The sequence below is a fragment of the Thermostichus sp. MS-CIW-25 genome (genome assembly GCF_054060015.1).
Genome location: NZ_JBSSCS010000002.1, coordinates 37,449 through 58,072, shown reverse-complemented (window position 1 = coordinate 58,072; position 20,624 = coordinate 37,449). Strand labels below are relative to the sequence as shown.

The following is a 20,624-nucleotide window of genomic DNA, read 5'->3' as shown; positions in this document are numbered from 1 at the left end:
GCGTTGGCAGACAGCCAATGCTTCTTTCTATTCCACCCGTTTTTTCCCTCTTGATCTGTCGGCGGTTAAGCTGGATGAACTATAGTCAGTAATTAAACATCCCTTTTCGCCGGGTTCGCATGGGTCAGACGGCTGTCATTGCCACCTCAGATGGAGGTCTCGACCTGAATAGCCTCGGTTTTGAGGTGCCAGGGTGGCTGCGTGCTCTGCTTTCCGGTGCCGAGGATCCCGGCGATGGGTTGCGGCCCTACACGGCTGAAGAAGCCGATCTGCTGCGCCGTGCCTTTGAGTTTTCTTACTGTTTGCATCAGGGCCAAAAACGCAAATCGGGGGATCCCTACATTGCCCATCCGGTAGCCGTGGCCACTCTCCTGCGGGAGCTGGGGGGAGATGCGGTGACGGTGGCAGCGGGCCTTTTGCACGATGTTATTGAGGATACAGAAGTTACCCCAGAAGCCCTGGAAGCTGAATTCGGCTCTGAAGTTCGCCTACTGGTAGAAGGAGTTACCAAACTCTCTAAGTTCAATTTCTCCAGCAAAACCGAGCAGCAAGCGGAAAATTTCCGCCGCATGTTTGTGGCCATGGCCAAAGATATTCGAGTCATCGTGGTCAAGCTGGCGGATCGCTTACACAACATGCGCACGCTGCAGTATCTCTCCCCCAGTAAGCAACGGCAAATTGCAGCCGAAACCATGGAAATTTTCGCCCCTTTGGCCAACCGGCTGGGGATCTGGCATTTCAAATGGGAACTGGAAGACTTGGCTTTTAAGTATCTGGACTACGAGGCTTACCGGAAGATTCAGGAATTGGTCAACGCCAAGCGCGCCGAGCGAGAGGCCGAGATCCAAGCTTTTATCGAAGAGCTGCGGCAGAACCTTCTTCAAGCGGGACTGGAACGCTTTGAGATCAGCGGACGGCCCAAACATTTGTACAGCATCTATCGCAAGATGCAGCAGCAGCACAAAGAATTTCACGAGATTTACGATCTCTCGGCAGTGCGGGTGATCGTGCATACCAACAGCGAGTGCTATCGGGTGCTGGCAGTCGTTCACAACTGCTTTCGCCCCATCCCCGGGCGTTTCAAAGACTACATTGGTCTGCCCAAGGCCAATCGTTACCAATCTTTGCATACGGCGGTGATTGGCCCGCAGGGAAGACCGGTGGAGGTGCAGATCCGCACCGAAGAGATGCACCGCGTGGCTGAGTACGGGATCGCCGCCCACTGGAAGTACAAGGAGGCCGGCAGCACCACCGTCAAGGCGGACGAGGAGCGCTTCACCTGGCTGCGGCAGCTCTTGGAGTGGCAAAACGACCTCAAAGACGACAAAGAGTATCTGGACACCCTTCGCGAGAATCTGTTTGAGAGCGAGGTTTACGTTTTCACGCCCAAGGGGGACTTGCTGGCCCTGCCCCAGGGATCCTGTCCGGTGGACTTCGCCTATCGCATCCACTCCGAAGTTGGGGATCACTGTGCGGGGGCGCGGGTGAACAACAAGATCGTGCCTCTGGATACCCGCCTGCGCAACGGCGACATCGTGCAGATCATTACCCACAAGAATGCCCATCCCAGCCTGGACTGGATCAATTTCGTTGCCACCAGCTCTGCCCGCAATCGCATTCGCCAATGGTTTAAGCGCTCCAATCGCGAGCAAAACATCGCGCGGGGCCGGCATTTGCTGGAGCGGGAGCTGGGCAAAACGGGCTTTGATGCCCTGCTCAAATCAGAGCGGATGCAGAAGGTAGCCGAAAAGCTCAACTACGCCAGTGTAGAGGATTTGTTAGCCGCTCTGGGTTATGGTGAGACAACCCCCACGCTGGTGATCCATCGGCTGCAGGAGGTCAGCAGGCCGGCAGTATCTGCTCCCACAGAGGAGGAATCGCTTGAGGGATCCAAGCTGTTGTTGCCACGGGCTTCTGCGGCTCCCAGTTCCGTCAAATCCCAATCTCCCATTCTGGGGGTGGAGGGTCTGAAACACCAGTTGGCCAAGTGTTGTAATCCGCTGCCGGGGGATCCGATCTTGGGCGTGGTCACCCGCTTTAAGGGGATCAGCATCCATCACCGGGATTGCCCAAGGGTGGCCCAGGTTTCGGGGGAACGGCTGGTGCCGGTACGATGGAACGAAGAGCAACTGCGGCAGAGCGCCCAGATCTACCCGGTAGAACTGCATCTGGAGGTTATCGACCGCGTTGGGGTGCTGCGGGACATTCTTTCCCGTCTATCGGATCAAGGCATTAATGTTCGCAATGCTAAGGTACAAACTTTTGCCAACCGCACCGCCCTGATCGATCTCTGTATCGATGTACGTGATAAAAAACAGCTCACCCAGGTTCAAAGTCAACTGCGCCAGCTTTCTGACGTGATCGTGCTGCGCTCCCGCCATCACCAAAACGGATCCCGTTGACCTACGCCTGGCCCTTCGCGGGTACGGACTCTAGACCGCATCCCTATTGCGACTCGCTCCTGCAGCAGCCCAATTTTGGGTCAGGCGCTGTCCCATCCTCATCCTGACCTCCTTTGCCGCTTCTGGTGCGCAGAGCGCTTTCCCGCTCCTCTGGGGTCTTGCCAAAAATCCCGTGTCAGCTCACAGGTGGCCAGGCAAGGCCGACAAGCCCAGAGCAATATCCCAGGCTTTCTTCGACAGCCTGTGGAAAACCTGTGGAAATCCAGCGAAGCCCGCCCCAGCTCCGGTGGAATCCCCAGCCATATCTAGGGGGAAGGATTCACTACCTTAGGGGATCTCACACTGACTGTGCGTTAATTTTTATGAATTTGTCAGAAAACCATAACATTAGCCTGTGGAAAACCTGTGGAAAAACCTGGAAAATCTGTGGAAAACCTGTGGAAAAACCCCCAAGTTATTAACAGGTATAAATACCCTGTGGAAAAGTGGCCAAGTTATCCACAGTTTTTCCACAGGTGGGGAATAGGCTCAAAAGCTCATGGCGCAAGGTGTTGACGATCACTTTCCACAGTTTCCACAGCCCCTACTACTACTAGATCAAAAAATTAAATTAGGCAGGGATCGAAATTTCAGATCTGTCCTACGCGCGAGGCAAATTTTCCAAAACTTGTCTGCAAGGGCAGGGATCCAGTCGGGGCAGCCGGTGTAGGATGTGCATGTTCAGCCCTCAAGTGCCCCTGATGGTGCAAGCTCAGCGTCCTGTGGATCGAGAATCGGAAACCGAGTCGTTCGCGCCGGTGTTGCGCAGCAGCAAGACTGCAGCTCCCTATCGTGGGGAGAGCCGCTTTAACGAAGCTGTTGACGCGCCGCTGGAGGGTTTTAGCTTCACCTGCGAGCAAGCCGATCTCAGCCACCACCTCGCTTCCGTTGGACGGGCTGTGGCCAGCCGCCCCGCCCTGCCCGTTTTGGCCAACGTGTTGGTAGAGGTCGATGCGGAAACTCAACGGGTTGCCCTCACTGCCTTTGACTTGAACTTGTGCATTCGCAGCGAGTTCGAGGCTCAGGTCAAGGGATCCGGTCGCACCACCCTGCCGGCCAAGCTGCTCAGCGACATCGTCAGCCGCCTGCCCAGCGGCCCAGTGACTCTTGACGCGAGCAGCCAAGCCCAGGAGAGTGCCCCTGTGATTCTCATGTCGGCAGCCGGCCAGTATCAAGTGCGCAGCCTGTCGGCTGAAGAGTACCCCACCCTGCCGGAGATATCGCTTCCCGCCGCCGACGCAGATGGCGATTTTGTGGGGGAGGAAAGCCCAACAGCTCAGGCCCTGGAGCTGCCCATCGAGAGCCTGTTGCAAGGGATCGGCCAAACCCTTTTTGCGGCCTCTGGAGATGAGACCAAGCAGGTGCTCACAGGAGTGCATGTCAAGCTCTTGCCAGGGGATCCCCCTTGCCTAGAGTTTGCGGCCACCGACGGGCATCGTCTGGCGATGGTGCAGGTGGAGGCGGACGGGATCCCGGTTGCTTCGGCTCATGGGGAAATAGGGTTGGATTTCACCATTCCCGCTCGCACTTTGCGAGAGGTGGAGCGCATCCTCGGCACCCAGACCGCGGCCTCTACGGTGGAGCTGAGGTTTGACCGATCCCAGGTGCAGTTTGTCCTGCCCCCTCGCGCCGGCAAAACCCAGTGCCAACAGCGGATTACCAGCCGTCTCTTGGAGGGCCAATATCCCGACTACAACCGCCTGATTCCCAGGCAATTTGAGCGGCAGGTAACCCTGGAGCGTCGGCCCTTGATGGAGTCGCTGGAGCGGGTGGGAGTACTCGCTGCCCAAAGAAACGACATCGTCAAGTTCAATCTTTCTGCCGCAACCCAAACCCTGCGCATCAGCACCGAGGCGCCCGATGTGGGCAGTGGCGAGGAATCGTTGCCGGTGCAAATGTCCGGCCCTGACCTGGAGCTGGCCTTCAATGTGCGTTACCTGCTGGATGCCCTCAGGGTGTTTCATACGCAGCAGGTGAGCCTGGAGCTAAACGGCGCCACGCAGCCGGCCATCTGGAAGCCCCTTGGGGCAATGCGGCTCTGTTATTTGGTTATGCCGGTGCAGCTACGGGCTACCTAGTCTTAGGAGAGCTCCACCCAGCTCTAGTCCAAAACTCTCAAGGTCATCTCAGTACAAATCTACAGTTGTTTGCATTGCCCCCTCTCCCAGAGGGAAAGGAGCCAGGGATGGTCGCGGAAGCGGCGCCGAGCGTTCAGGGAGTGTCCTAATCTAGCTTGAAATGACCGTGTTTTAGGTGGGGCTACCGTGTTTGAGTCGATCCAGCTCAAACAAAGCGGTGGGTAAACTCCTGCACCAAGTCCACACGTCCTTTGCGCAAAACCGCTCCCACGAGAGCAAGACCATGGCGGCCCAGCACTGTGGCCTCAGAAAGAGGGTAGGGCATGTATGTTAGCTTGCGTCCCTGGCCCAGAGACAATAGCCCCACCATTTTCTGGCGCCGGCCTCGAGGCCGTAAGATCCTGCTAGGAAAGCGTATCCAAGTTAAGTAGAGGGGGCTTCCAAATCGTTGCTGCCAGCTGCAGAGCTGGAATTGCCTTCCAGGGCTGCTTGGGCGTTGCGGCGCAGGCGGTGGGCCTTGAGCCGGCGCAGGGCAGAGGCCGGAAACTTGTGGTCGAATTCCCGATCATCGATCCGGGCCAGCTCCTGGAGATCAGGGGCAACATTCCAAGAGTAGGGCTGAAAATCCGGGATCCGGCTGGGTTGGGCAAAGCGTTGGTTCCAAGGGCAGACCTCCTGGCAGATGTCACAGCCGGCCACCCAGTTGTGCAGGTTCTGGGCAATCTTGGCAGGGATCCGCTCGGCGTGGCTTTCTAGAGTGTGGTAGGCAACGCAGCGGCGGGAATCCACCACCCCTGGGCTGACGATGGCCTGCGTGGGGCAAGCCTCTAGGCAGCGGGTACAGGTGCCGCAGTGAGCGGTGTGGGGCTGGTCAGGGAGCAACGGCAGGGTGGTCAGGATCACTCCCAGAAACACCCAGGAGCCGTACTCGCGGGTGAGCAACAGGCTGTTTTTGCCGATCCAACCCAAGCCCGCCTGCATGGCCCAGGGCTTTTCCGCCACCGGGCCGGTATCCACGTAGAATCGACCCGTATGATTTGGGAACTGGGCTTGCATCCAGAGGTGGAGTTGTTTGAGCCGCCGTCCCAACACGCGGTGATAATCTCGACCCCAAGCGTAGCGGGAGATCTTGCCCTTGCCGGGATCCTGGCTGTGGCGGATGGGGGTGTAGTAATTCAAAGCCACACAGACCAACGACTGCACCCCCGGCAGCACCTGCTTTGGATCCATTCGCCTAGGATCCGCCATCCAGGCCATGTCGGCGGCCATGTCCGCAGCCAGCCAAGCTTGCAGGCCCCGCAAGTCGGGGGGATCCTCTATGCTGGCAATGCCGACTTTGTCAAAACCCAGGGCCAGGGCCTGTCGTTTCACCTGCGCAGTGGCTCTGGCCCAGTCGACCTCTGAACCCGCAGGGATCCCTGCCATGGCTATGCCGGCAAACCCATCACGCGGCGGTAGCGGGCCTCCAGCTGTGCCACCTGCTGTGAGCGGCGGGAGGGATCCCAGGTGCTGTGGGCAAACAGATCCTGCCGCAGCTTGGCCACATCCACCGTCGTCACGGCTCCGCCGGACACCACCTGTTTTCCTCGCACCCAAACGCTATGCACTGCCTGGGTGGGCCGACCCAACACCAGCAGCCCAATGGGATCGGTACGGGGCAACAGCGACAGTTGGGTGAGATCGTACAGCACCAGATCCGCTTGCTTGCCCACTTCCAGGGATCCCATCTGATCCCCCAGGCCCAAGCCGATTGCCCCACCTCGGGCTGCCATCTCGATGCTCTCGCGGGGAGAAATCCAGTGGCGGTAGTCGGGATCCGTGATGTTGTGAAGGATGGTGCCGATTTTGATGGCCTCTAGCAAATCCTGCGAATCGTTGCTGGCCGATCCATCGCAGCCAAAGGCCACGTTCACCCCTGCCCGGCGGTATTTCAAGATGGGGGCAATGCCGCTGCCCAGGCGCAGGTTGCTCAGGGGGTTGTGAACAACGGTAGAGCCGGTGCGGGCCAAGATCTCGATATCGGCATCGCTGAGCCAGACACAGTGGGCCAAGGAAGTTTTCCGGTCTAGGTAGCCCAAGCGCTCCAGATGCTCCACAGCACTACAGCCGTACTTTTCCTGGGCCAACATCTGCTGGGCGCGGGTTTCCAACAGGTGGGCGTGGCGGGGTAGGTCATACTTCTGGCTTAACTCCGCACAGCCCTTGAACAGCTCGTCTGAGCACAGTTGGATCCCTGTGGGAGCCACCATGAGGGTAATGCCCTCTTCTGGCCGGTGAAAGCGCTGCACCGCCTCTTCCACAATGGCCAGCACCTCTGCTGTGGAGAGGGGATAGGTTTCCGGCTCCTGATCCCAAGAGGAGCTGCTGGGCAACCCCCGAGAGAGAGCCTGATCCTGGATCAAGGGGCCCACGAAGGCACGGATCCCGACTTCTCGGTAGGCCCGTACCGCCGCCTCAATGGTGGCCAACTCTTGGCCTGGGATCAACACCAGATGATCCACCACCGAGGTGCCCCCCGTCAGCAGGGTTTCCACCGCCGTCCCCAGCGCGCTGAGATAGATTTTTTCCGGATCCGGCGGCGCATACTCGTGCAGTTGTGCCAGCCACAGCTCCAGCGGATAGGGCGGTATGATCCCTCGTTGCCACATTTCGGGAGAATGGGTGTGGGCATTGACAAAGCCCGGCAGCAAGAGTTGGTTACTGGCATCCAGTTCCAGGCTGTCTGCGCCCGTTGCGGGTAACCCTCTGCCTATGGCAGCAATCCGCTCCCCCTCGATTCGCACATCTGCGGTTTCGTAGCCGGTGGCGGTGGGAATTAACGCATTGCGCAAGATAAAACTCATGCCCGGGATCCAAAAAGGCCGTCTGCTACCTTAGCGTGCTGGAGTTAACCCTGCCAAGGCGGGAGGATCAGAACATTTGCATGCATAACCTAGCCTTTCCCCCAAGGGATACCCAAGCGTAGTGGTTATAGAACTGCCGACATAGAGGTGCCCACACTCTCCATAACGCAGTTTCAACGCCTCTGCACCGCCGACATGGCCCTACAGCTCAGCCTTGACCGGCTATTTCTTTTTCTTGGCGGAGCCTTTTTTGGCCGGCTTGCTCTCGGCAGCAGGGGCCGGTTCTGGGGCAGGTTCTTCAGGAGGAGCGGGTGGAGTCTCTTCCACTTTGGGGGCCTCTGCCGGCTTGAGACCGGCTTGAGCGGCAACCTCAGCAGCAAAATCCACTTCTTCTTTCTCGATCCCCTCTCCCAGGACAAAGCGCACAAACCGCCGCACCCGAATGTTTTCCCCCAGTTTGGCAATGTGCTGCTTGACCAATTCCTCCACCGTGATCGAGGAATCTTTAATAAAGGGTTGATCCAACAGGGATAACTCTTTCAGGCGCTTTTCGATGCGACCTTGCACGATCTTCTCGCGTATGTTCTCCGGCTTATTGGCCAGATCTTCTTTGCCCATTTCAATGGCTTTTTCCCGCTCCACCACTTCAGCAGGGATCTGGTCAACGCTGACGTATTCTACGTTTTGGCAGGCGGCAATCTGCTTGGCGATGTCTTGCACCAATTTCTTGAAATCTTCGTTGCGGGCCACGAAGTCCGTCTCGCAGTTCACTTCCACCAACACCCCAATTCGATTGCCGAAGTGGATGTAGCTGTCAACTGCCCCCTCTGCCGCGACGCGACTGGCCTTTTTGGCTGCCCCTGCCAACCCTTTCTGTCGCAGCCAGGTGACGGCTTTCTCCATATCGCCACCGGAATCTTCCAGGGCTTTTTTGCAGTCCATCATGCCTGCGCCCGTCTTTTCGCGCAGCTCTTTGACCAGTTTGGCATCAATGCTCATGAGGGCTCCTCGAATGAAAGAACGGGAAGAATGTGGCGGGATATGAGTGAGAATGAGCGGGCTTCGGTAGAATTGTAAACCTAGATTTCAAGAATACACGCCTCTGGATAGGGAACAGGCAGGGAAGTGTCCGGATTGCACGGGATCCCTGCCCTTGCTCTAGCCTTCGTCGGCTTCTCCTTCTTCTTCGTCCTCCATATCCTCCAGCATGTCGTCGTCCAGATCCATGGCCCCTTCGTAGTCGTACTCATCCTCCTCAACGGTGTCGAGCTGCCCATGCCGCCCTTCGTAGATGGCATCCGCCAGCTTGCCTACAATCAGCTTAATCGCTCGGATGGCATCGTCGTTAGAGGGAATGAAGATATCGCTGAGATCGGGGTCGCAGTTGGTGTCCAGCAGTGAGATGATCGGGATGTTCAGCTTGATACATTCCTGAACGGCGTTGGCCTCCCGCCGCTGATCGACGATGATCACCGCATCGGGGAGCTTGCGCATCGTTTTAATGCCGCCCAAGTACTTTTCCAACCTGGCCAACTCTCGCCGCAGACGGCTGGCCTCTTGTTTGGGCAGGCGATCCAGAAGACCGCTGCTCTCCATCTCCTCAATTTCTTTGAGGCGGTCGATGCGGGTTTTGATGGTGGCCCAGTTGGTGAGCATACCCCCCAACCAGCGCTGGTTGACATAGTAGCTGCCACAGCGACGAGCCTCTTGAGCGATGATCCCGGCAGCTTGCCGTTTGGTGCCCACAAACAGGAAGCGCCAACCCCTGTCAGCAGCATCCCGCACATACTCGTAGGCTTCGTTCAGATAGCGGGCCGTCTGCACCAAATCGATAATGTGGATGCCGTTCCGCTCGGTAAAGATGTAGGGCCGCATTTTCGGGTTCCAGCGGCTGGCCTTGTGGCCGAAGTGAACCCCTGCCTCCAACAGTTGAGGCAAACTGACTACGCTCATGAGTTTTTCCTCTCCTACGGGTTAGCCTCCGCCCGAACGGATCCCAGTTACGGCCTTCCCGCCGGTTACCTGCACAGAGCGCTCTACCCCCATTGGCAAGGAACTCAGGAGCTGTTGCAGCAAACCGCGAAAGGGCTGTAAGGACACCCGGTGGTTCAGGCGTGCGATTTCTTAACGGCTTAACTAAGCTAGCATGTTTTCCACGGGATCCCGCAGCTTGGGGTTAACTCTGGCCGCGATCCGATGCTAGACTAGCTAGGCACTTCATGGGCTTCTACCCGTAAGTGCGTCGGGGCGTAGCGCAGCTTGGTAGCGCACCACTTTGGGGTAGTGGGGGTCGTGGGTTCAAATCCCGCCGCTCCGATACTGAGTAATCAGGGGAGGGCTTGAGCCGGACAAAGCCCACTATGCCGGAAACTTTGAGGTACTTTGGCTCCGCTGTCAATCCCTTGCCATTGGCTCCGTTGATCGGCAGCCTTAAGAATCAGGTCACAAGCTTGGCCGGACAATATGGGATCCCGGTTTTACGGTGCTGGATCCCGATGCGGAGCCGACCTTGAACAACATGGGGTTTCGACGGATCTGGAGCGCTTAATCACGGCCCAGGATCCAGGCAATAAGGGAGGGATCCCTGTGGTCAAGATAATACCGAACGGCTTGGGTCAGGTCGATTTCCAGGTCGCGGTTTTGGATGTCGGTGATCATCCTGTGCATAAGCTCCAGATGGATGCGGTCGTCTTGGGTGAGCAGATCATACTTGCCATTGGGGCTGTTGTTGAGGGCGGCCAAGGCCGCTTGGGTGGCGGTAGCCTTTTTGGAAGGAGGCTTGAGGCGGGCATCCCGCAGCAAGAGAAACTGAAGCTCAGGGTGAGCAATCACCAATTGGTTGAAGTTATTGAGCTGTCCATACATGCTGCTGGGACCCACTTGGATAAAGGCAATCACCCGCTTTTTGCTGGGGAAATAGAGGTGATCTGGAAGCTTGTGTTTGCCCAGCTTCAGGGCACTCATGGGGAGAGGATGGATCCCTTGCAGGGCATTGACGATGGTGCGCAATTTGCCGATATCAGCTGTGCTGTCGATGATCGCCTCTTGGGGATAGGCGGCGCGGAGCTGAGCCTCAGTGGTGCGGAGATAGGGATCCAGCGTCTCAACAAGATCGGCAGATGGGCTGGGATCCCGAAGGGGTGGAGATAGAACGATGGAGGGGCCGTGGGCAGGCAGAAGGGGGATGAGCAGTTGTTTGAGGGTTTGCAGCTCAGTTTCGAGCCGCTGGACACGGACGGCTAGATTGCTGGCAGTGGGTACAACTTGCACCTGGGGAGGGAGAGGGATCCCGTTGATGTAGTGGCGGTAGTAGGCTGAGGCTCGGTTGAGAATGGCGCGGATGGAGGGTTGGCTGAGGATATCGCTGAGGTCATCGGCGGTGAAGAGAGCTTGGAGGTGGATCCCTGAGGGCAGGCGGCTCTGGAGAAGGGCTTGAAGCTGGGGAAGAGAGGGGAGATCTAGGGAGAGGACGGTTTGGGAGAGGCGATCGACGGTAGCCCGGTCAAATTGGGTTTGGAAATGTTGCCAACGGTCGGGGAACAGATTGAGGATAAACAGACTGTTGGGAATACGGGTAAAAAGCTCTTTTAGAGCATCGCCAAAGTTGAGAAGGATATCTCGATTTTCCTCTCGGCCCAGAGCCTCCAATTGGTCGAAGACAATGATCAGGGGCTGGTCGAGCAGCGAAAGCCTGCCGATGACTTTCATCCCTTCTAGGGCAAAGGTGTTGCGATCCAGATCTGCACTCCAAGGGGGCAACCCAATCAAGTTGGTTTCTTCAGGATCCAGGTCGGTACCGCTGAGCCAGCGGATGATCTGGTGACGGCGGTTGGGATCCCTGTAGCTGCAGTATTTGATGATGCCCTTGAGAATGTTTTCGGTGGAACCGGTAAGGAAGTTTTGCTCTGCCCACCAGCGCAGAACCTGTTTTTCAATGGCTTGCCATTGTTGACGACGACGCTCGCTGCCTTCTGCTCCCAGGCGATGAAAGAGGTTGAGGGGATCCGCCGTGAGAAGGGAGAGAAACTCTTCAGTTTTTGAGGTTTGGGGGAAGGTTTTCAAGATTTCCACAAAGCTCTTGGCAATCAAGTAGTCGAGCTGGGTGTGGCGATGGGCATCTACCCGTTCGCGCAGGGATTCCAGGGTGTGGCTGTAGATGTGGTGGTAGATGTTGTCGGGATGGGTGGGCTGAGGGATAAACAGGAGACGGTTGTAGCGCAGGAGGTTTTGGGCCACCCGCATGATCAGGTGGGTCTTGCCGGATCCAGGTTCTCCCAGTAAGACAACCCCTCGGCTCTGGTGGTTGGGATCCCGTTGGATCTCCTGTAGGGTGGCAGTGAGCTGCTGGTACTGAGGCTGATAGATGGTGGTCTCGTCGGGATAATGCTGAAAGGGATTGTCAACTCTGCTGTTGGCGAAAGGATTGGGAACATTCTGGGCTTTGAGCTGAGCGTGGGTGAGGTGGCGATAGAGGTGGTAGGTAAAGAGGGCATCGTAGCTGGCGTCGTGGGCCAGTTTGGAGTTGAAGTAACCGCTCTCCAGTTGGATCCCGAGATGTTTGCTGAGATACTCTAGGCTGTAACCGGCAAGGTTGGGAAAACATTGCTTGGCGGCTGACCAAGTACAGAAGATGGGGTTAGGAAGCCAATCTTGGTTAACTTGGTCAAAGGCTTGTTTAAGGATTTTTAGGTCGTGATCTGCGTGGTGGAAAACAAGAGTCTTGCCTTGTGCCAAGCGCCGCAGGTCAGCAACGATTTGGGCCAAAGGTTTGGGCTGGGGGTGGTGGGGCGAGTATTCTTGGGTGTAGGCATGGTAAATAAGCTTGCCGCTGCTGTCGATAAGGGCGATTTCTTTGAGGTTGGGGTTGCCCTCGGTGTCGATAACCAAGTAGCTCATGGAAGGGCGGGATCCCGTGATGCTAATGTGCTCAATATCTCAGTGTAATTCTGGGTAGGCGGGTTCACCCGACACCAAGGGAACTAGAGATGAGTGAGCAGTGGTATTTTGCATACGGAAGTAACCTAGATGCCCAGCAGATGGGACACCGTGCTGTTGATTTCAAGGAAGCTAGGCGTGCTCGTTTGCAGGGATACCGCCTGACGTTCAACAAGCGCGGCAACGATGGAACCGGCAAGGCCAACATTGTCCGGGATCCCTCTGGGGTTGTGTGGGGAGTTGCCTATCTGTGCAGCTCGGACAGGCTGGAGAGGATGGATCGGTATGAAGGAATTTCGGGAGGTCATTACCGTCGCCAGCAGGTTCAGGTTCGAAGCGATGAGGGTGAAGTGATCGAAGCAATGACTTACGTGGCGGGAGATTCATTCATTGATGATTCATTGATCCCAAGCGAGGGATATCTTCAAGGAATCTTGAAGGGGGCACGAGAGCATGGGCTTCCCCCCGACTACATTCATCAAATTGAAGCGATGGGGTTGGGTGGCTGAGAGCACTCTGTCCAAGGGGATTGAGGCTGCTGGCAAACAGGTTCCTGCCCCTGACCTTAAGATGGAGCCTCAAACCAGGCGGGTTGATCCCGAACGGTTTTGGCAGCGTCCAGATCCAAGAGAGTGCGGCCTATCCGATAAAAGTGACGGCACATCCGTTGGCAATCCGAAAGGTCGGCGACTGTTATCTCAATCACCTACAACCATGCCAAACAGGCCACAGTAAAAGGCTGGCCATCGCAATGGTACTCCTCTTGCGTCTACAGATGCGGTGGGGCTAGTGTTGCCAGACTCTCATCTAACTCAGTAACTGTTCTTGCAACACGGAGTTTCTCAATAAAACGATGTAGTCTTGAATCTCTTGCGGAAGCATTTTAATGTCGCTATCCATTTGTCGATGAACAGAGAGAACCTCAACTCCAACCAGTTGATTTTCCTTGTCGAAATCCAAAACAACCCCAGGGGCAATCTCCTCTGAGCTTTGGACTTGAGCTGTTGTCAAACGAATATATCCAGCATCCACATCAGGATCAAACTCGATGAAAGGTCTCATGGCAGCTTTTTCCCCATTGTTCGATCAAAAAAGATAGTCACCACTGTCCAAGGATCCGTTGATTCATCGTAAACAATCTTCAGGAGGCGATTGCCGTACTCCGGAATTCGACCATAGGCTTGCTTGAGCTGAGGATCTTTGGGATCCACTTGTACGTAGTCAGGGCAGCTCAGAACTCTCTCGATCCACTGGCTTGCGATCTCTTTTCGCTGCTGCAGCCGTCTCAACGCATGCTCAGACTCTAACACGAGCTACCCAAATGAGATAAGGAGCCGCTGGCGGGAGCTGACAACTCTTTTTTTCCTGCGGTTAAAGAGTAAACCTTGCCATATCATCTTCTCCACCGGATCTCGACCGTCAAACGGGGGGATCCCTGAGCAAGCTAGCTCTGAGATAGGCGCTTCACCTCAGCTCCAGAGAGCAGGCGATGGGCTTCTTGCAACAAAGCCGGGATCCGGTCGCGGTGGGGGCTGTGGATAAGATAAGGTCGCAGGGCTTCGGCATCCACTTTGTCTGCCCGCTGGCCGGGGAGCCAACTGCCGGCATTGCCCAACAGGTTGTAACGGCTCTTGGCATAGTCCACCAAGTCATAGGCCAAGACCAAATTGCGCAGCAGCAGAATGAACGGGATATTCACTTGTCCGGGGGTTTGGTCGTAGCGAGGCAGGCCCTGGTGCCAAGTTTTGGCGTAGTGTTCCCCCACCTGCTCGATCAAAGCTTGCTCTAGGCGGGCCAGGATCGGCGGCAACAGCTCATCAGCCCGATCCAATAACTCCACCGCCTGCAGGTGCTCATCAAAATCGCTGGGTCGGGCCGCCCCAATGCTGAGGGTGTGAACCTGGGGATGGGACAGACAGAACAGGTCGTTGAAGACCATCGGGCTGAGGGGTTGGCACAACTGCACCAGCTTGGCGGGCGGATCGTAAAGCCTGCCCCCCTTGTCTGAGGGACTGATGATGAATACCCCCATATCCTGCTGGGCGGCAGCCTCAATGGCGGGCCAGTTGGTTTGGTTGACAAAGTACCAGTGCAGGTTGACGTAATCAAAGCCCCCTGACTGTATGGCTTCCACAATCAACTCCGTCGGCCCATGGGTGGAGAAGCCAACGAAACGCACCCGTCCCTGCCGTACTAGGCGCTGACACACCTCCAGGCACCCCCCTGGACGCAGGCTGTGTTCCAAGTCTTCCCAGGTGTTCAACCCGTGGATGGCCAGCAGATCCACGTAGTCGAGGTTCAAGTAGCTCATCGATTGCTCGAACTTGGCCAGGAACTGCTGCGGGTCGGCGCTGGGGCCAATTTTCGTCTGCACAATTAGATCTTGCCGGGGAAAGAGCGGCAAAATGCGGCCCAACTGCATTTCAGAAGTGCCATAGCCGCGGGCAGTTTCGATGTGGTTGATGCCCACCTCCAAGGCCCGGCGAATCGTCGCCTCCAGGTTCTGCTGGCTTGCCGCTGGGATCCCTGACCAAGGAGTATCTTGCCAACTGTGTTGATAGCGCATGCCACCACAGCTCAGCACGGGCATAGACAGCTCGGTACGCCCAAATCTGCGATACTGCATGGTTTTTCCCCTGGACTAAGCCCCATTTTAGGGCGGGCTTTCCATACCCGACCGCCGAAACTTGAACCCTGAGCCGGCCGCATTGTGCAGCAGTCACCGTCAGAAATCAAGAAATCAGATCAGTCTGGAAATGTGAGGGCTGCAGGGGAGCGACTAAGCTAGAGTGTTTTAGGAGTACGGGGCTGACGGGGCTCGAACCCGCAACTTCCGCCGTGACAGGGCGGTGCTCTAACCAATTGAACTACAGCCCCAATCGCTGCGAATATCTATTCTGGATGTGGACGAGGATTGTTGTCAATCATGGTGGTTAGTCTGGCAGCACAGGCCGCAACCCTTGTGGATACCGCTCCGCAAAATGGGATCCCAACGGCGGCGATGCAACAGGTGGCGGATGTGCTCACCCAGGTGGCCCAACACCTGGATCACCTGCAATACACCACCTTGCGCTACCCCGATGGCGGCTGGCTGACGGTGCGGGTGGTCGAGGATCCTGCTGCTGGCGACTCATCCTCAGAGGGATCCCAGCCGACGACTCATCTGTGGATCCCGGCCTTCGGCCACCTGGAAGATGCCCACACCACACTGGCAGAGCTCAAGGAGCGATCGCCGGAGCTGGAGACCGCTTCTTTTGGGGTCTTGGAGCTGTTGTTCTTGGCGTTGGGCCTTTCCCGGGCCGATGGCATCGTCTTTTACGACCAAGCTGGGGATCGGCAACAGGGCAAAACCGTAGCCTGCCGAGCTTTGATGGAACAGGTCAATCAATCGCTTCGCAGATGGGCCTCTCCACCCCCTTCAATGGCTTGAGCTCTTGAACTTTTCTCTTTTATGGTTTTGTGGTCATTTCGATTCAAACTAGGACAAAGCGTTGAATGCGGAGGGCCAGAAGGCTTTTCTAAGGACTCCGTCCCGCTGGCGCGAGCAGTAGCCCAGACGTCTCATCCTAACCTGAAACAACTATAAAACTATTAAAGATCTATAAAGTTTAAAGATCGCAACGCAAAATTCCAGATCCGCAATCCGCCCTGCGTCAACTCAAGATGGCCCCCTGTCGGCGGGCAAACTTCCGCAGCTTCTCGTCCATCCGCGCCCCCCGTAGATCCGCTTTGCAAAAGTTGGTAAAGCGCTTGCTCTTTTCTTCTGGGTATCGAGCCAAACGAACCCCACCGCCCATCGACCAGATCACCGAGCTGGCCACCACCAAGGCGATCCCAGCCGCTCCTAACGCATAAACCAAATTGCCCGTGGTCAGGCGGACAAGCAAAAAGGCCAGGATCCCTGAGCCCAGCAGCCCCCCCAAACCTGTCAGGATCCCTCCCAACGTCTTGGCCGATCCAGACAGTTGGATCAAAACCCGCAGCCAGTAGGGTTGAGGGGTGTTGAAGAGGATGCCGCGCAGATCCGCCCCCTGCAAGTTGGCCCCTGAGAAATCGGCCCCCCGCAGATCGGCCTGGCGCAAATCATAGCCGGCTAGGTTTTGGTTGGCAAAGGACTTTCCCCGCAGATCCGCTCCCGCCATGGAAGGGATCCGCGGTGGGGTAGCCGGCTTGATCCGTCCGCCGCCTGTGATGCTACTGGCTCGGCCCAGTTGGGTAAAACCGGTGGTGCTCCCCCACTCAGAGGGGATGGATAGCGGGCTGCTGGCTGTCATTCCCCCTGCGGTGGACGGAGGGAGGGGTGTGGGCACGAAACCACCCGAGCGGCGCTTGGCCCAGTAGCCGGAGATCACCGATGTGCTGGGATTGGCAGACAGGGGGGAGTTGGGCAACACAATCGGTGCTTCTTCCACCGGGATCCCTTGCAGCGCCCGCAAGACCTCGGTGGCGGTGGCAAAGCGCTGATTGATGGCCGGCTGCAACATGCGGTGCAAAATGGCGTCGAATTCCGGGCTAAGCTGCAGTTCATCCGACCAATCCCACTGTCCCGTTTCATGGTTATAAAACTTGGCCGGAGATTCCAACGTCATCAAGTTGATGCAGGTAGCCGCCAAAGCATAGAGATCGCTAGAGGGACCGACCGCCTGGCCGGCTACTTGCTCCGGGGGAGAAAAGCCCAGCGAGCGAATGGCCGTCGCCTCTTCTGCCGAATCCTGGCCCGGGCCGAGCTGCTTGACGGCCCCAAAGTCGATCAGCACCAATCGGCCATCTTCTTTGCGACGAATCAGGTTGGCGGGTTTAATGTCTCGGTGAACCGTGTTGTGGCTGTGGACATAGCTGAGGATCAGCAGCACCTCCTGCATCACCTGCCGGGTTTGTTCTTCGGAAAAGGGCCCATTGCGACGCATTTCTTGGGAGAGGGTGGTGCCCTGGATAAATTCCTGCACCAAGTAGAACTTGCCGCCTTCCTGAAAGTGGGCGTAGAGCTTGGGGATCTGCGAATGTTCGCCCAGGCGCTCCAACACTTGGGCCTCGCGATTGAAGAGCTCCTCCGCCAGCTTGGCCAGTTGCGGGGATCCCTCGACCGGGCGCAACTGCTTGATCACCCGCCAAGGTTTGGAGGGCATGTCCTCATCCCGCGCCAAAAAGGTAGAGCCAAATCCCCCCTGGCCGATGCGCTTGAAGGCCCGGTAGCGATTGCGCAGCAGGAGGGGATGGCCACAAGAGGCACAGGTAGAGGCATCCGCCGGGTTTTCCGGGTGCAAACAGGCAGGGTTAAGGCAGTAGCAAGTGGGCATACCAGTTTGGGGTTACCGGCTGGCGATCCGGACAACCGAGACGGAGCCAAGAAGTCGGCAGGCAAGTTGTGAGAGATACATACAGGCTAGACCAAGAAGAAACAAATCTTGCACAACTGCCTCAGATAGGCTGATCTTAGCGTCTGCCCGCCCTGAGGTTAATCGGACAAATCGCTTAGGTTTTCGGCGGATGGGGTTTGGTGGAACAGAGGAGAACAACAAGGGCTGGACTGCCCTGCAGAGGGAAAACTTAGAATTGATGAATACAGCCATCTTCGCCTGTCATGTTTCCAGCGCTTTCCGGTGCCGCCATTCGGCAAACTTTTCTGGACTTCTACGCTCAGCGGGGCCACCAGGTGTTGCCCAGCGCCTCCTTGGTGCCGGAAGATCCGACGGTGCTGCTGACCATTGCCGGCATGTTGCCCTTTAAGCCCATTTTCCTGGGGCAACGGGATCCGGAGTACCCACGGGTTACAACGGCCCAGAAATGTGTGCGCACCAACGACATCGAGAATGTGGGCCGAACGGCGCGCCACCACACCTTCTTCGAGATGCTGGGCAACTTCAGCTTTGGCGACTACTTCAAAAAAGAGGCCATTGCCTGGGCCTGGGAGCTGGTGACGGAGGTGTTCGGCCTGCCCCCGGAACGGCTGGTGGTGAGCGTCTTTCGCGAAGATGAGGAGGCTTTTGCCCTCTGGCGAGATGAGATAGGGATCCCGGCCCACCGCATCCAGCGCATGGGAGAGGCGGATAATTTCTGGGCTGCCGGCCCCACCGGCCCCTGTGGCCCTTGTTCTGAGATTTACTACGACTTCAAGCCAGAGCTGGGGGATGAGCGGATCAATTTGGAGGATGACTCCCGCTTTCTGGAGATCTACAACCTGGTGTTCATGGAGCTGAACCGGGATAGCGAAGGTCACCTGATGCCGCTGGCCAAGCAAAACATCGACACCGGCCTGGGGTTGGAGCGGTTGGCCCAAGTGTTGCAGGGGGTGCCCAACAACTACGAGACGGACTTGATCTTTCCCATCATTCAAACGGCGGCTGGGATCGCCGGGCTGAACTACTCCAAGGCCGACCCGGAGCAGCAAATCTCCCTGAAGGTGATCGGGGATCACGCGCGGGCAGTGATGCATTTGATTGCCGATGGGGTGCTTCCTTCCAATGTGGATCGGGGCTATGTGCTGCGGCGGCTGATCCGGCGAATGGTGCGCCACGGGCGATTGCTGGGGATCGGCGAGCCTTTCACCATCCCGGTAATCGAGACCGCGATTCAGTTGGCCGAGGCTGCCTATCCTCAGGTGCGGGAGCGAGAAACCCTGATCAAGACCGAGCTGCAACGGGAGGAAGAGCAATTTCTCAAAACCCTGGAGCGGGGGGAACGGCTACTGCTGGATTTGTTTACTGCCGTCGAATCTTCCCGCCGTGACAGCAGCTCGCCAAAGCAGATCTCCGGCGCCGACGCCTTCAAGCTCTTCGATACCTACGGTTTTCCGCTGGAGCTAACCCAAGAAATTGCCCAGGAACACGGCTTCAGCGTGGATCTGGAGGGCTTTGAACAAGAAATGGAAAAACAGCGGCAGCGGGCCCGCGCCGCCCACCAAACCATCGACCTCACAGCCCAGGGATCCCTGGACGAGCTGGCGGATTTCCTCAGCCAAACGGAGTTTTTGGGGTACAGCCAATCTTCTGCCCGCGGCGTGGTCGAGGCCCTGTTGGTCGAGGGGAAATCGGTGCCCCAAGTGGAGGCAGGGCAAGCAGTGCAGATCGTTTTGGATCGCACGCCCTTCTACGCCGAGTCCGGCGGACAAATTGGTGACCGGGGCTACCTCTCCGGGGATGGCCTGCTGGTGCGGATTGAAGATGTGCAAAAGCAAGGGGATCTGTTCGTTCACTTTGGCCATGTGGAACGCGGGATCCTGCGGGTGGGGGATCCCGTCCAAGCCCAAATCGACCTGGCCTGTCGGCGGCGCGCCCAAGCCCACCACACCGCCACCCACCTGCTGCAGGCGGCCCTGAAAAGAATTGTCGATCCCTCGATTGGTCAGGCGGGATCCCTGGTGGCTTTTGACCGGCTGCGCTTTGATTTCACCCTATCCCGGCCAGTCACCCCTGAGGAGCTGGAACAGATCGAGAACTTGGTGAACACCTGGATTGCCGAGGCCCATGCTGCTCAAGTGGCGATCATGCCCCTGGCCGAAGCCAAAGCCAGAGGTGCCGTGGCCATGTTCGGGGAAAAATACGGCGCCGAGGTGCGGGTAATCGACTTTCCGGGGGTGTCGATGGAGCTGTGTGGCGGCACCCATGTCAACAACACCGCTGAGATCGGCCTGTTCAAGATCATCGCCGAGACGGGAGTGGCTGCTGGGATCCGCCGCATCGAGGCCGTAGCCGGGCCGGCTGTGCTGGAATACCTGAACGAACGGGACAGGGTGGTGCGGGAGCTGAGCGCTCAATTTAAAGCCAAGCCCCAGGAACTGCCGGAGCGGGTTGCCGCCCTACAGGCGGAGCTGAAAGCTGCCCAGAAGGAACTGGAAGAGGTGCGCAGCCAGTTGGCCTTGGTGCAGGCCGAACGTTTGCTGGCCCAGGCGGTTGCCGTCGCAGATCTCAAGGTGCTGGTGGCCGAGCTGGGATCCACCACCCCTGAGGCCCTCAAAACCGCTGCCGAGCATCTGCTCTCCAAGCTGGGGGAAGGGGCAGTGGTGCTGGGATCGGTGCCGGAAGCCGGTAAGGTCAGCCTGGTGGCTGCCTTTAGCCCTGCGGTGCAGCAACTTGGCCTGAAGGCGGGATCCTTCATCGGCGAGATTGCCAAACTCACCGGAGGGGGCGGCGGCGGACGGCCCAACTTGGCCCAAGCTGGGGGCAAACAGCCGGAGAAATTGGCAGAGGCTTTGCAGGTGGCCCGGGAGCGGTTGCAAGCGGAGCTGATCTCGCGCTAGGGGAGCGAAGCCCTTTTGAGCAGCAACAGGCCGTCCATCAGCCACTACAGTCGTTCAGTTTAGAGTGCTGTTCAGTTTAGGGTGAGACACT

Annotated in this window: 14 protein-coding genes and 2 tRNA genes; 6 read left to right on the top strand and 10 right to left on the bottom strand. The window is 57.5% G+C overall.

Features of this window, described 5'->3' with window-relative positions; all coding sequences use genetic code 11:
* The first annotated feature begins 119 nt into the window (after positions 1-119).
* Together ACVWZ1_RS01185 and dnaN are read left to right on the top strand one after the other, a co-directional pair.
* A complete protein-coding gene (locus ACVWZ1_RS01185) occupies positions 120-2,402 on the top strand; it encodes a RelA/SpoT family protein (protein WP_457502318.1) in 2,283 nt (760 codons plus the stop codon).
* 740 nt (positions 2,403-3,142) lie between these two features.
* The gene (dnaN, locus tag ACVWZ1_RS01180) at positions 3,143-4,519 is read left to right on the top strand and encodes a DNA polymerase III subunit beta (RefSeq protein ID WP_457502370.1); all 1,377 of its coding nucleotides are present in this window, start codon (positions 3,143-3,145) and stop codon (positions 4,517-4,519) included.
* A 423-nt stretch (positions 4,520-4,942) separates the two neighbouring features.
* Here the strand turns inward: dnaN and queG are convergent, their stop codons facing one another.
* From queG to rpsB, 4 genes are all read right to left on the bottom strand, one after another.
* On the bottom strand, positions 4,943-5,944 hold the full coding sequence (gene queG, locus ACVWZ1_RS01175) for a tRNA epoxyqueuosine(34) reductase QueG (RefSeq protein WP_457502317.1): 1,002 nt from the start codon (positions 5,942-5,944) through the stop codon (positions 4,943-4,945).
* 2 nt (positions 5,945-5,946) lie between these two features.
* Positions 5,947-7,362 (bottom strand): amidohydrolase, encoded by a 1,416-nt coding sequence (locus ACVWZ1_RS01170; protein WP_457502316.1) that lies wholly within the window; start codon positions 7,360-7,362, stop codon positions 5,947-5,949.
* A 222-nt stretch (positions 7,363-7,584) separates the two neighbouring features.
* The gene (gene tsf, locus ACVWZ1_RS01165; protein ID WP_457502369.1) at positions 7,585-8,376 is read right to left on the bottom strand and encodes a translation elongation factor Ts; all 792 of its coding nucleotides are present in this window, start codon (positions 8,374-8,376) and stop codon (positions 7,585-7,587) included.
* Positions 8,377-8,520: 144 nt separating this feature from the next.
* Positions 8,521-9,315: a 30S ribosomal protein S2 gene (gene rpsB / locus ACVWZ1_RS01160; protein WP_414351880.1), complete on the bottom strand. Its 795-nt coding sequence runs from the start codon at positions 9,313-9,315 to the stop codon at positions 8,521-8,523.
* Between the two features lie 290 nt (positions 9,316-9,605).
* Between rpsB and ACVWZ1_RS01155 the strand changes: the two genes are divergently transcribed.
* Positions 9,606-9,679, top strand: a tRNA-Pro gene (locus ACVWZ1_RS01155).
* A gap of 227 nt (positions 9,680-9,906) precedes the next feature.
* On the opposite strand, the gene ACVWZ1_RS01150 is transcribed toward ACVWZ1_RS01155, so the two are convergent.
* Positions 9,907-12,258: an exonuclease domain-containing protein gene (locus ACVWZ1_RS01150; protein WP_457502315.1), complete on the bottom strand. Its 2,352-nt coding sequence runs from the start codon at positions 12,256-12,258 to the stop codon at positions 9,907-9,909.
* A gap of 89 nt (positions 12,259-12,347) precedes the next feature.
* Between ACVWZ1_RS01150 and ACVWZ1_RS01145 the strand changes: the two genes are divergently transcribed.
* Positions 12,348-12,806 (top strand): gamma-glutamylcyclotransferase family protein, encoded by a 459-nt coding sequence (locus ACVWZ1_RS01145; protein ID WP_457502314.1) that lies wholly within the window; start codon positions 12,348-12,350, stop codon positions 12,804-12,806.
* A gap of 298 nt (positions 12,807-13,104) precedes the next feature.
* Here ACVWZ1_RS01145 and ACVWZ1_RS01140 read toward each other — a convergent pair whose 3' ends face one another.
* The 4 genes from ACVWZ1_RS01140 to ACVWZ1_RS01125 all read right to left on the bottom strand — a co-directional run bounded on the left by ACVWZ1_RS01140 (position 13,105) and on the right by ACVWZ1_RS01125 (position 15,174).
* A complete protein-coding gene (locus ACVWZ1_RS01140) occupies positions 13,105-13,359 on the bottom strand; it encodes a DUF2283 domain-containing protein (protein ID WP_011433140.1) in 255 nt (84 codons plus the stop codon).
* Complete coding sequence (locus ACVWZ1_RS01135) at positions 13,356-13,607, bottom strand: DUF4258 domain-containing protein (protein ID WP_457502313.1); 252 nt, start codon at positions 13,605-13,607, stop codon at positions 13,356-13,358. The genes ACVWZ1_RS01140 and ACVWZ1_RS01135 overlap by 4 nt, the downstream gene beginning before the upstream one ends.
* Positions 13,608-13,741: 134 nt before the next feature.
* The gene (locus ACVWZ1_RS01130) at positions 13,742-14,923 is read right to left on the bottom strand and encodes an aldo/keto reductase (protein WP_457465475.1); all 1,182 of its coding nucleotides are present in this window, start codon (positions 14,921-14,923) and stop codon (positions 13,742-13,744) included.
* 177 nt (positions 14,924-15,100) lie between these two features.
* Positions 15,101-15,174: transfer RNA gene (locus ACVWZ1_RS01125), tRNA-Asp, on the bottom strand.
* A gap of 49 nt (positions 15,175-15,223) precedes the next feature.
* Between ACVWZ1_RS01125 and ACVWZ1_RS01120 the strand changes: the two genes are divergently transcribed.
* The gene (locus ACVWZ1_RS01120; RefSeq protein WP_414381821.1) at positions 15,224-15,727 is read left to right on the top strand and encodes a hypothetical protein; all 504 of its coding nucleotides are present in this window, start codon (positions 15,224-15,226) and stop codon (positions 15,725-15,727) included.
* Between the two features lie 223 nt (positions 15,728-15,950).
* Here the strand turns inward: ACVWZ1_RS01120 and ACVWZ1_RS01115 are convergent, their stop codons facing one another.
* The gene (locus ACVWZ1_RS01115) at positions 15,951-17,594 is read right to left on the bottom strand and encodes a protein kinase domain-containing protein (protein ID WP_457502312.1); all 1,644 of its coding nucleotides are present in this window, start codon (positions 17,592-17,594) and stop codon (positions 15,951-15,953) included.
* 284 nt (positions 17,595-17,878) lie between these two features.
* Here ACVWZ1_RS01115 and alaS point away from each other — a divergent pair, with 284 nt between their 5' ends.
* Positions 17,879-20,533 (top strand): alanine--tRNA ligase, encoded by a 2,655-nt coding sequence (gene alaS, locus ACVWZ1_RS01110; RefSeq protein WP_457502311.1) that lies wholly within the window; start codon positions 17,879-17,881, stop codon positions 20,531-20,533.
* The last annotated feature ends 91 nt before the right edge of the window (positions 20,534-20,624 follow it).

Coding starts and splice junctions, on each gene's coding strand:
- ACVWZ1_RS01185 (WP_457502318.1), top strand. CDS start 120: ATGGGTCAGACGGCTGTCATTGCCACCTCAGATGGAGGTCTCGACCTG.
- dnaN (WP_457502370.1), top strand. CDS start 3,143: ATGGTGCAAGCTCAGCGTCCTGTGGATCGAGAATCGGAAACCGAGTCG.
- queG (WP_457502317.1), bottom strand. CDS start 5,944: ATGGCAGGGATCCCTGCGGGTTCAGAGGTCGACTGGGCCAGAGCCACT.
- ACVWZ1_RS01170 (WP_457502316.1), bottom strand. CDS start 7,362: ATGAGTTTTATCTTGCGCAATGCGTTAATTCCCACCGCCACCGGCTAC.
- rpsB (WP_414351880.1), bottom strand. CDS start 9,315: ATGAGCGTAGTCAGTTTGCCTCAACTGTTGGAGGCAGGGGTTCACTTC.
- ACVWZ1_RS01150 (WP_457502315.1), bottom strand. CDS start 12,258: ATGAGCTACTTGGTTATCGACACCGAGGGCAACCCCAACCTCAAAGAA.
- ACVWZ1_RS01145 (WP_457502314.1), top strand. CDS start 12,348: ATGAGTGAGCAGTGGTATTTTGCATACGGAAGTAACCTAGATGCCCAG.
- ACVWZ1_RS01140 (WP_011433140.1), bottom strand. CDS start 13,359: ATGAGACCTTTCATCGAGTTTGATCCTGATGTGGATGCTGGATATATT.
- ACVWZ1_RS01130 (WP_457465475.1), bottom strand. CDS start 14,923: ATGCAGTATCGCAGATTTGGGCGTACCGAGCTGTCTATGCCCGTGCTG.
- ACVWZ1_RS01120 (WP_414381821.1), top strand. CDS start 15,224: ATGGTGGTTAGTCTGGCAGCACAGGCCGCAACCCTTGTGGATACCGCT.
- ACVWZ1_RS01115 (WP_457502312.1), bottom strand. CDS start 17,594: ATGCCCACTTGCTACTGCCTTAACCCTGCCTGTTTGCACCCGGAAAAC.
- alaS (WP_457502311.1), top strand. CDS start 17,879: ATGTTTCCAGCGCTTTCCGGTGCCGCCATTCGGCAAACTTTTCTGGAC.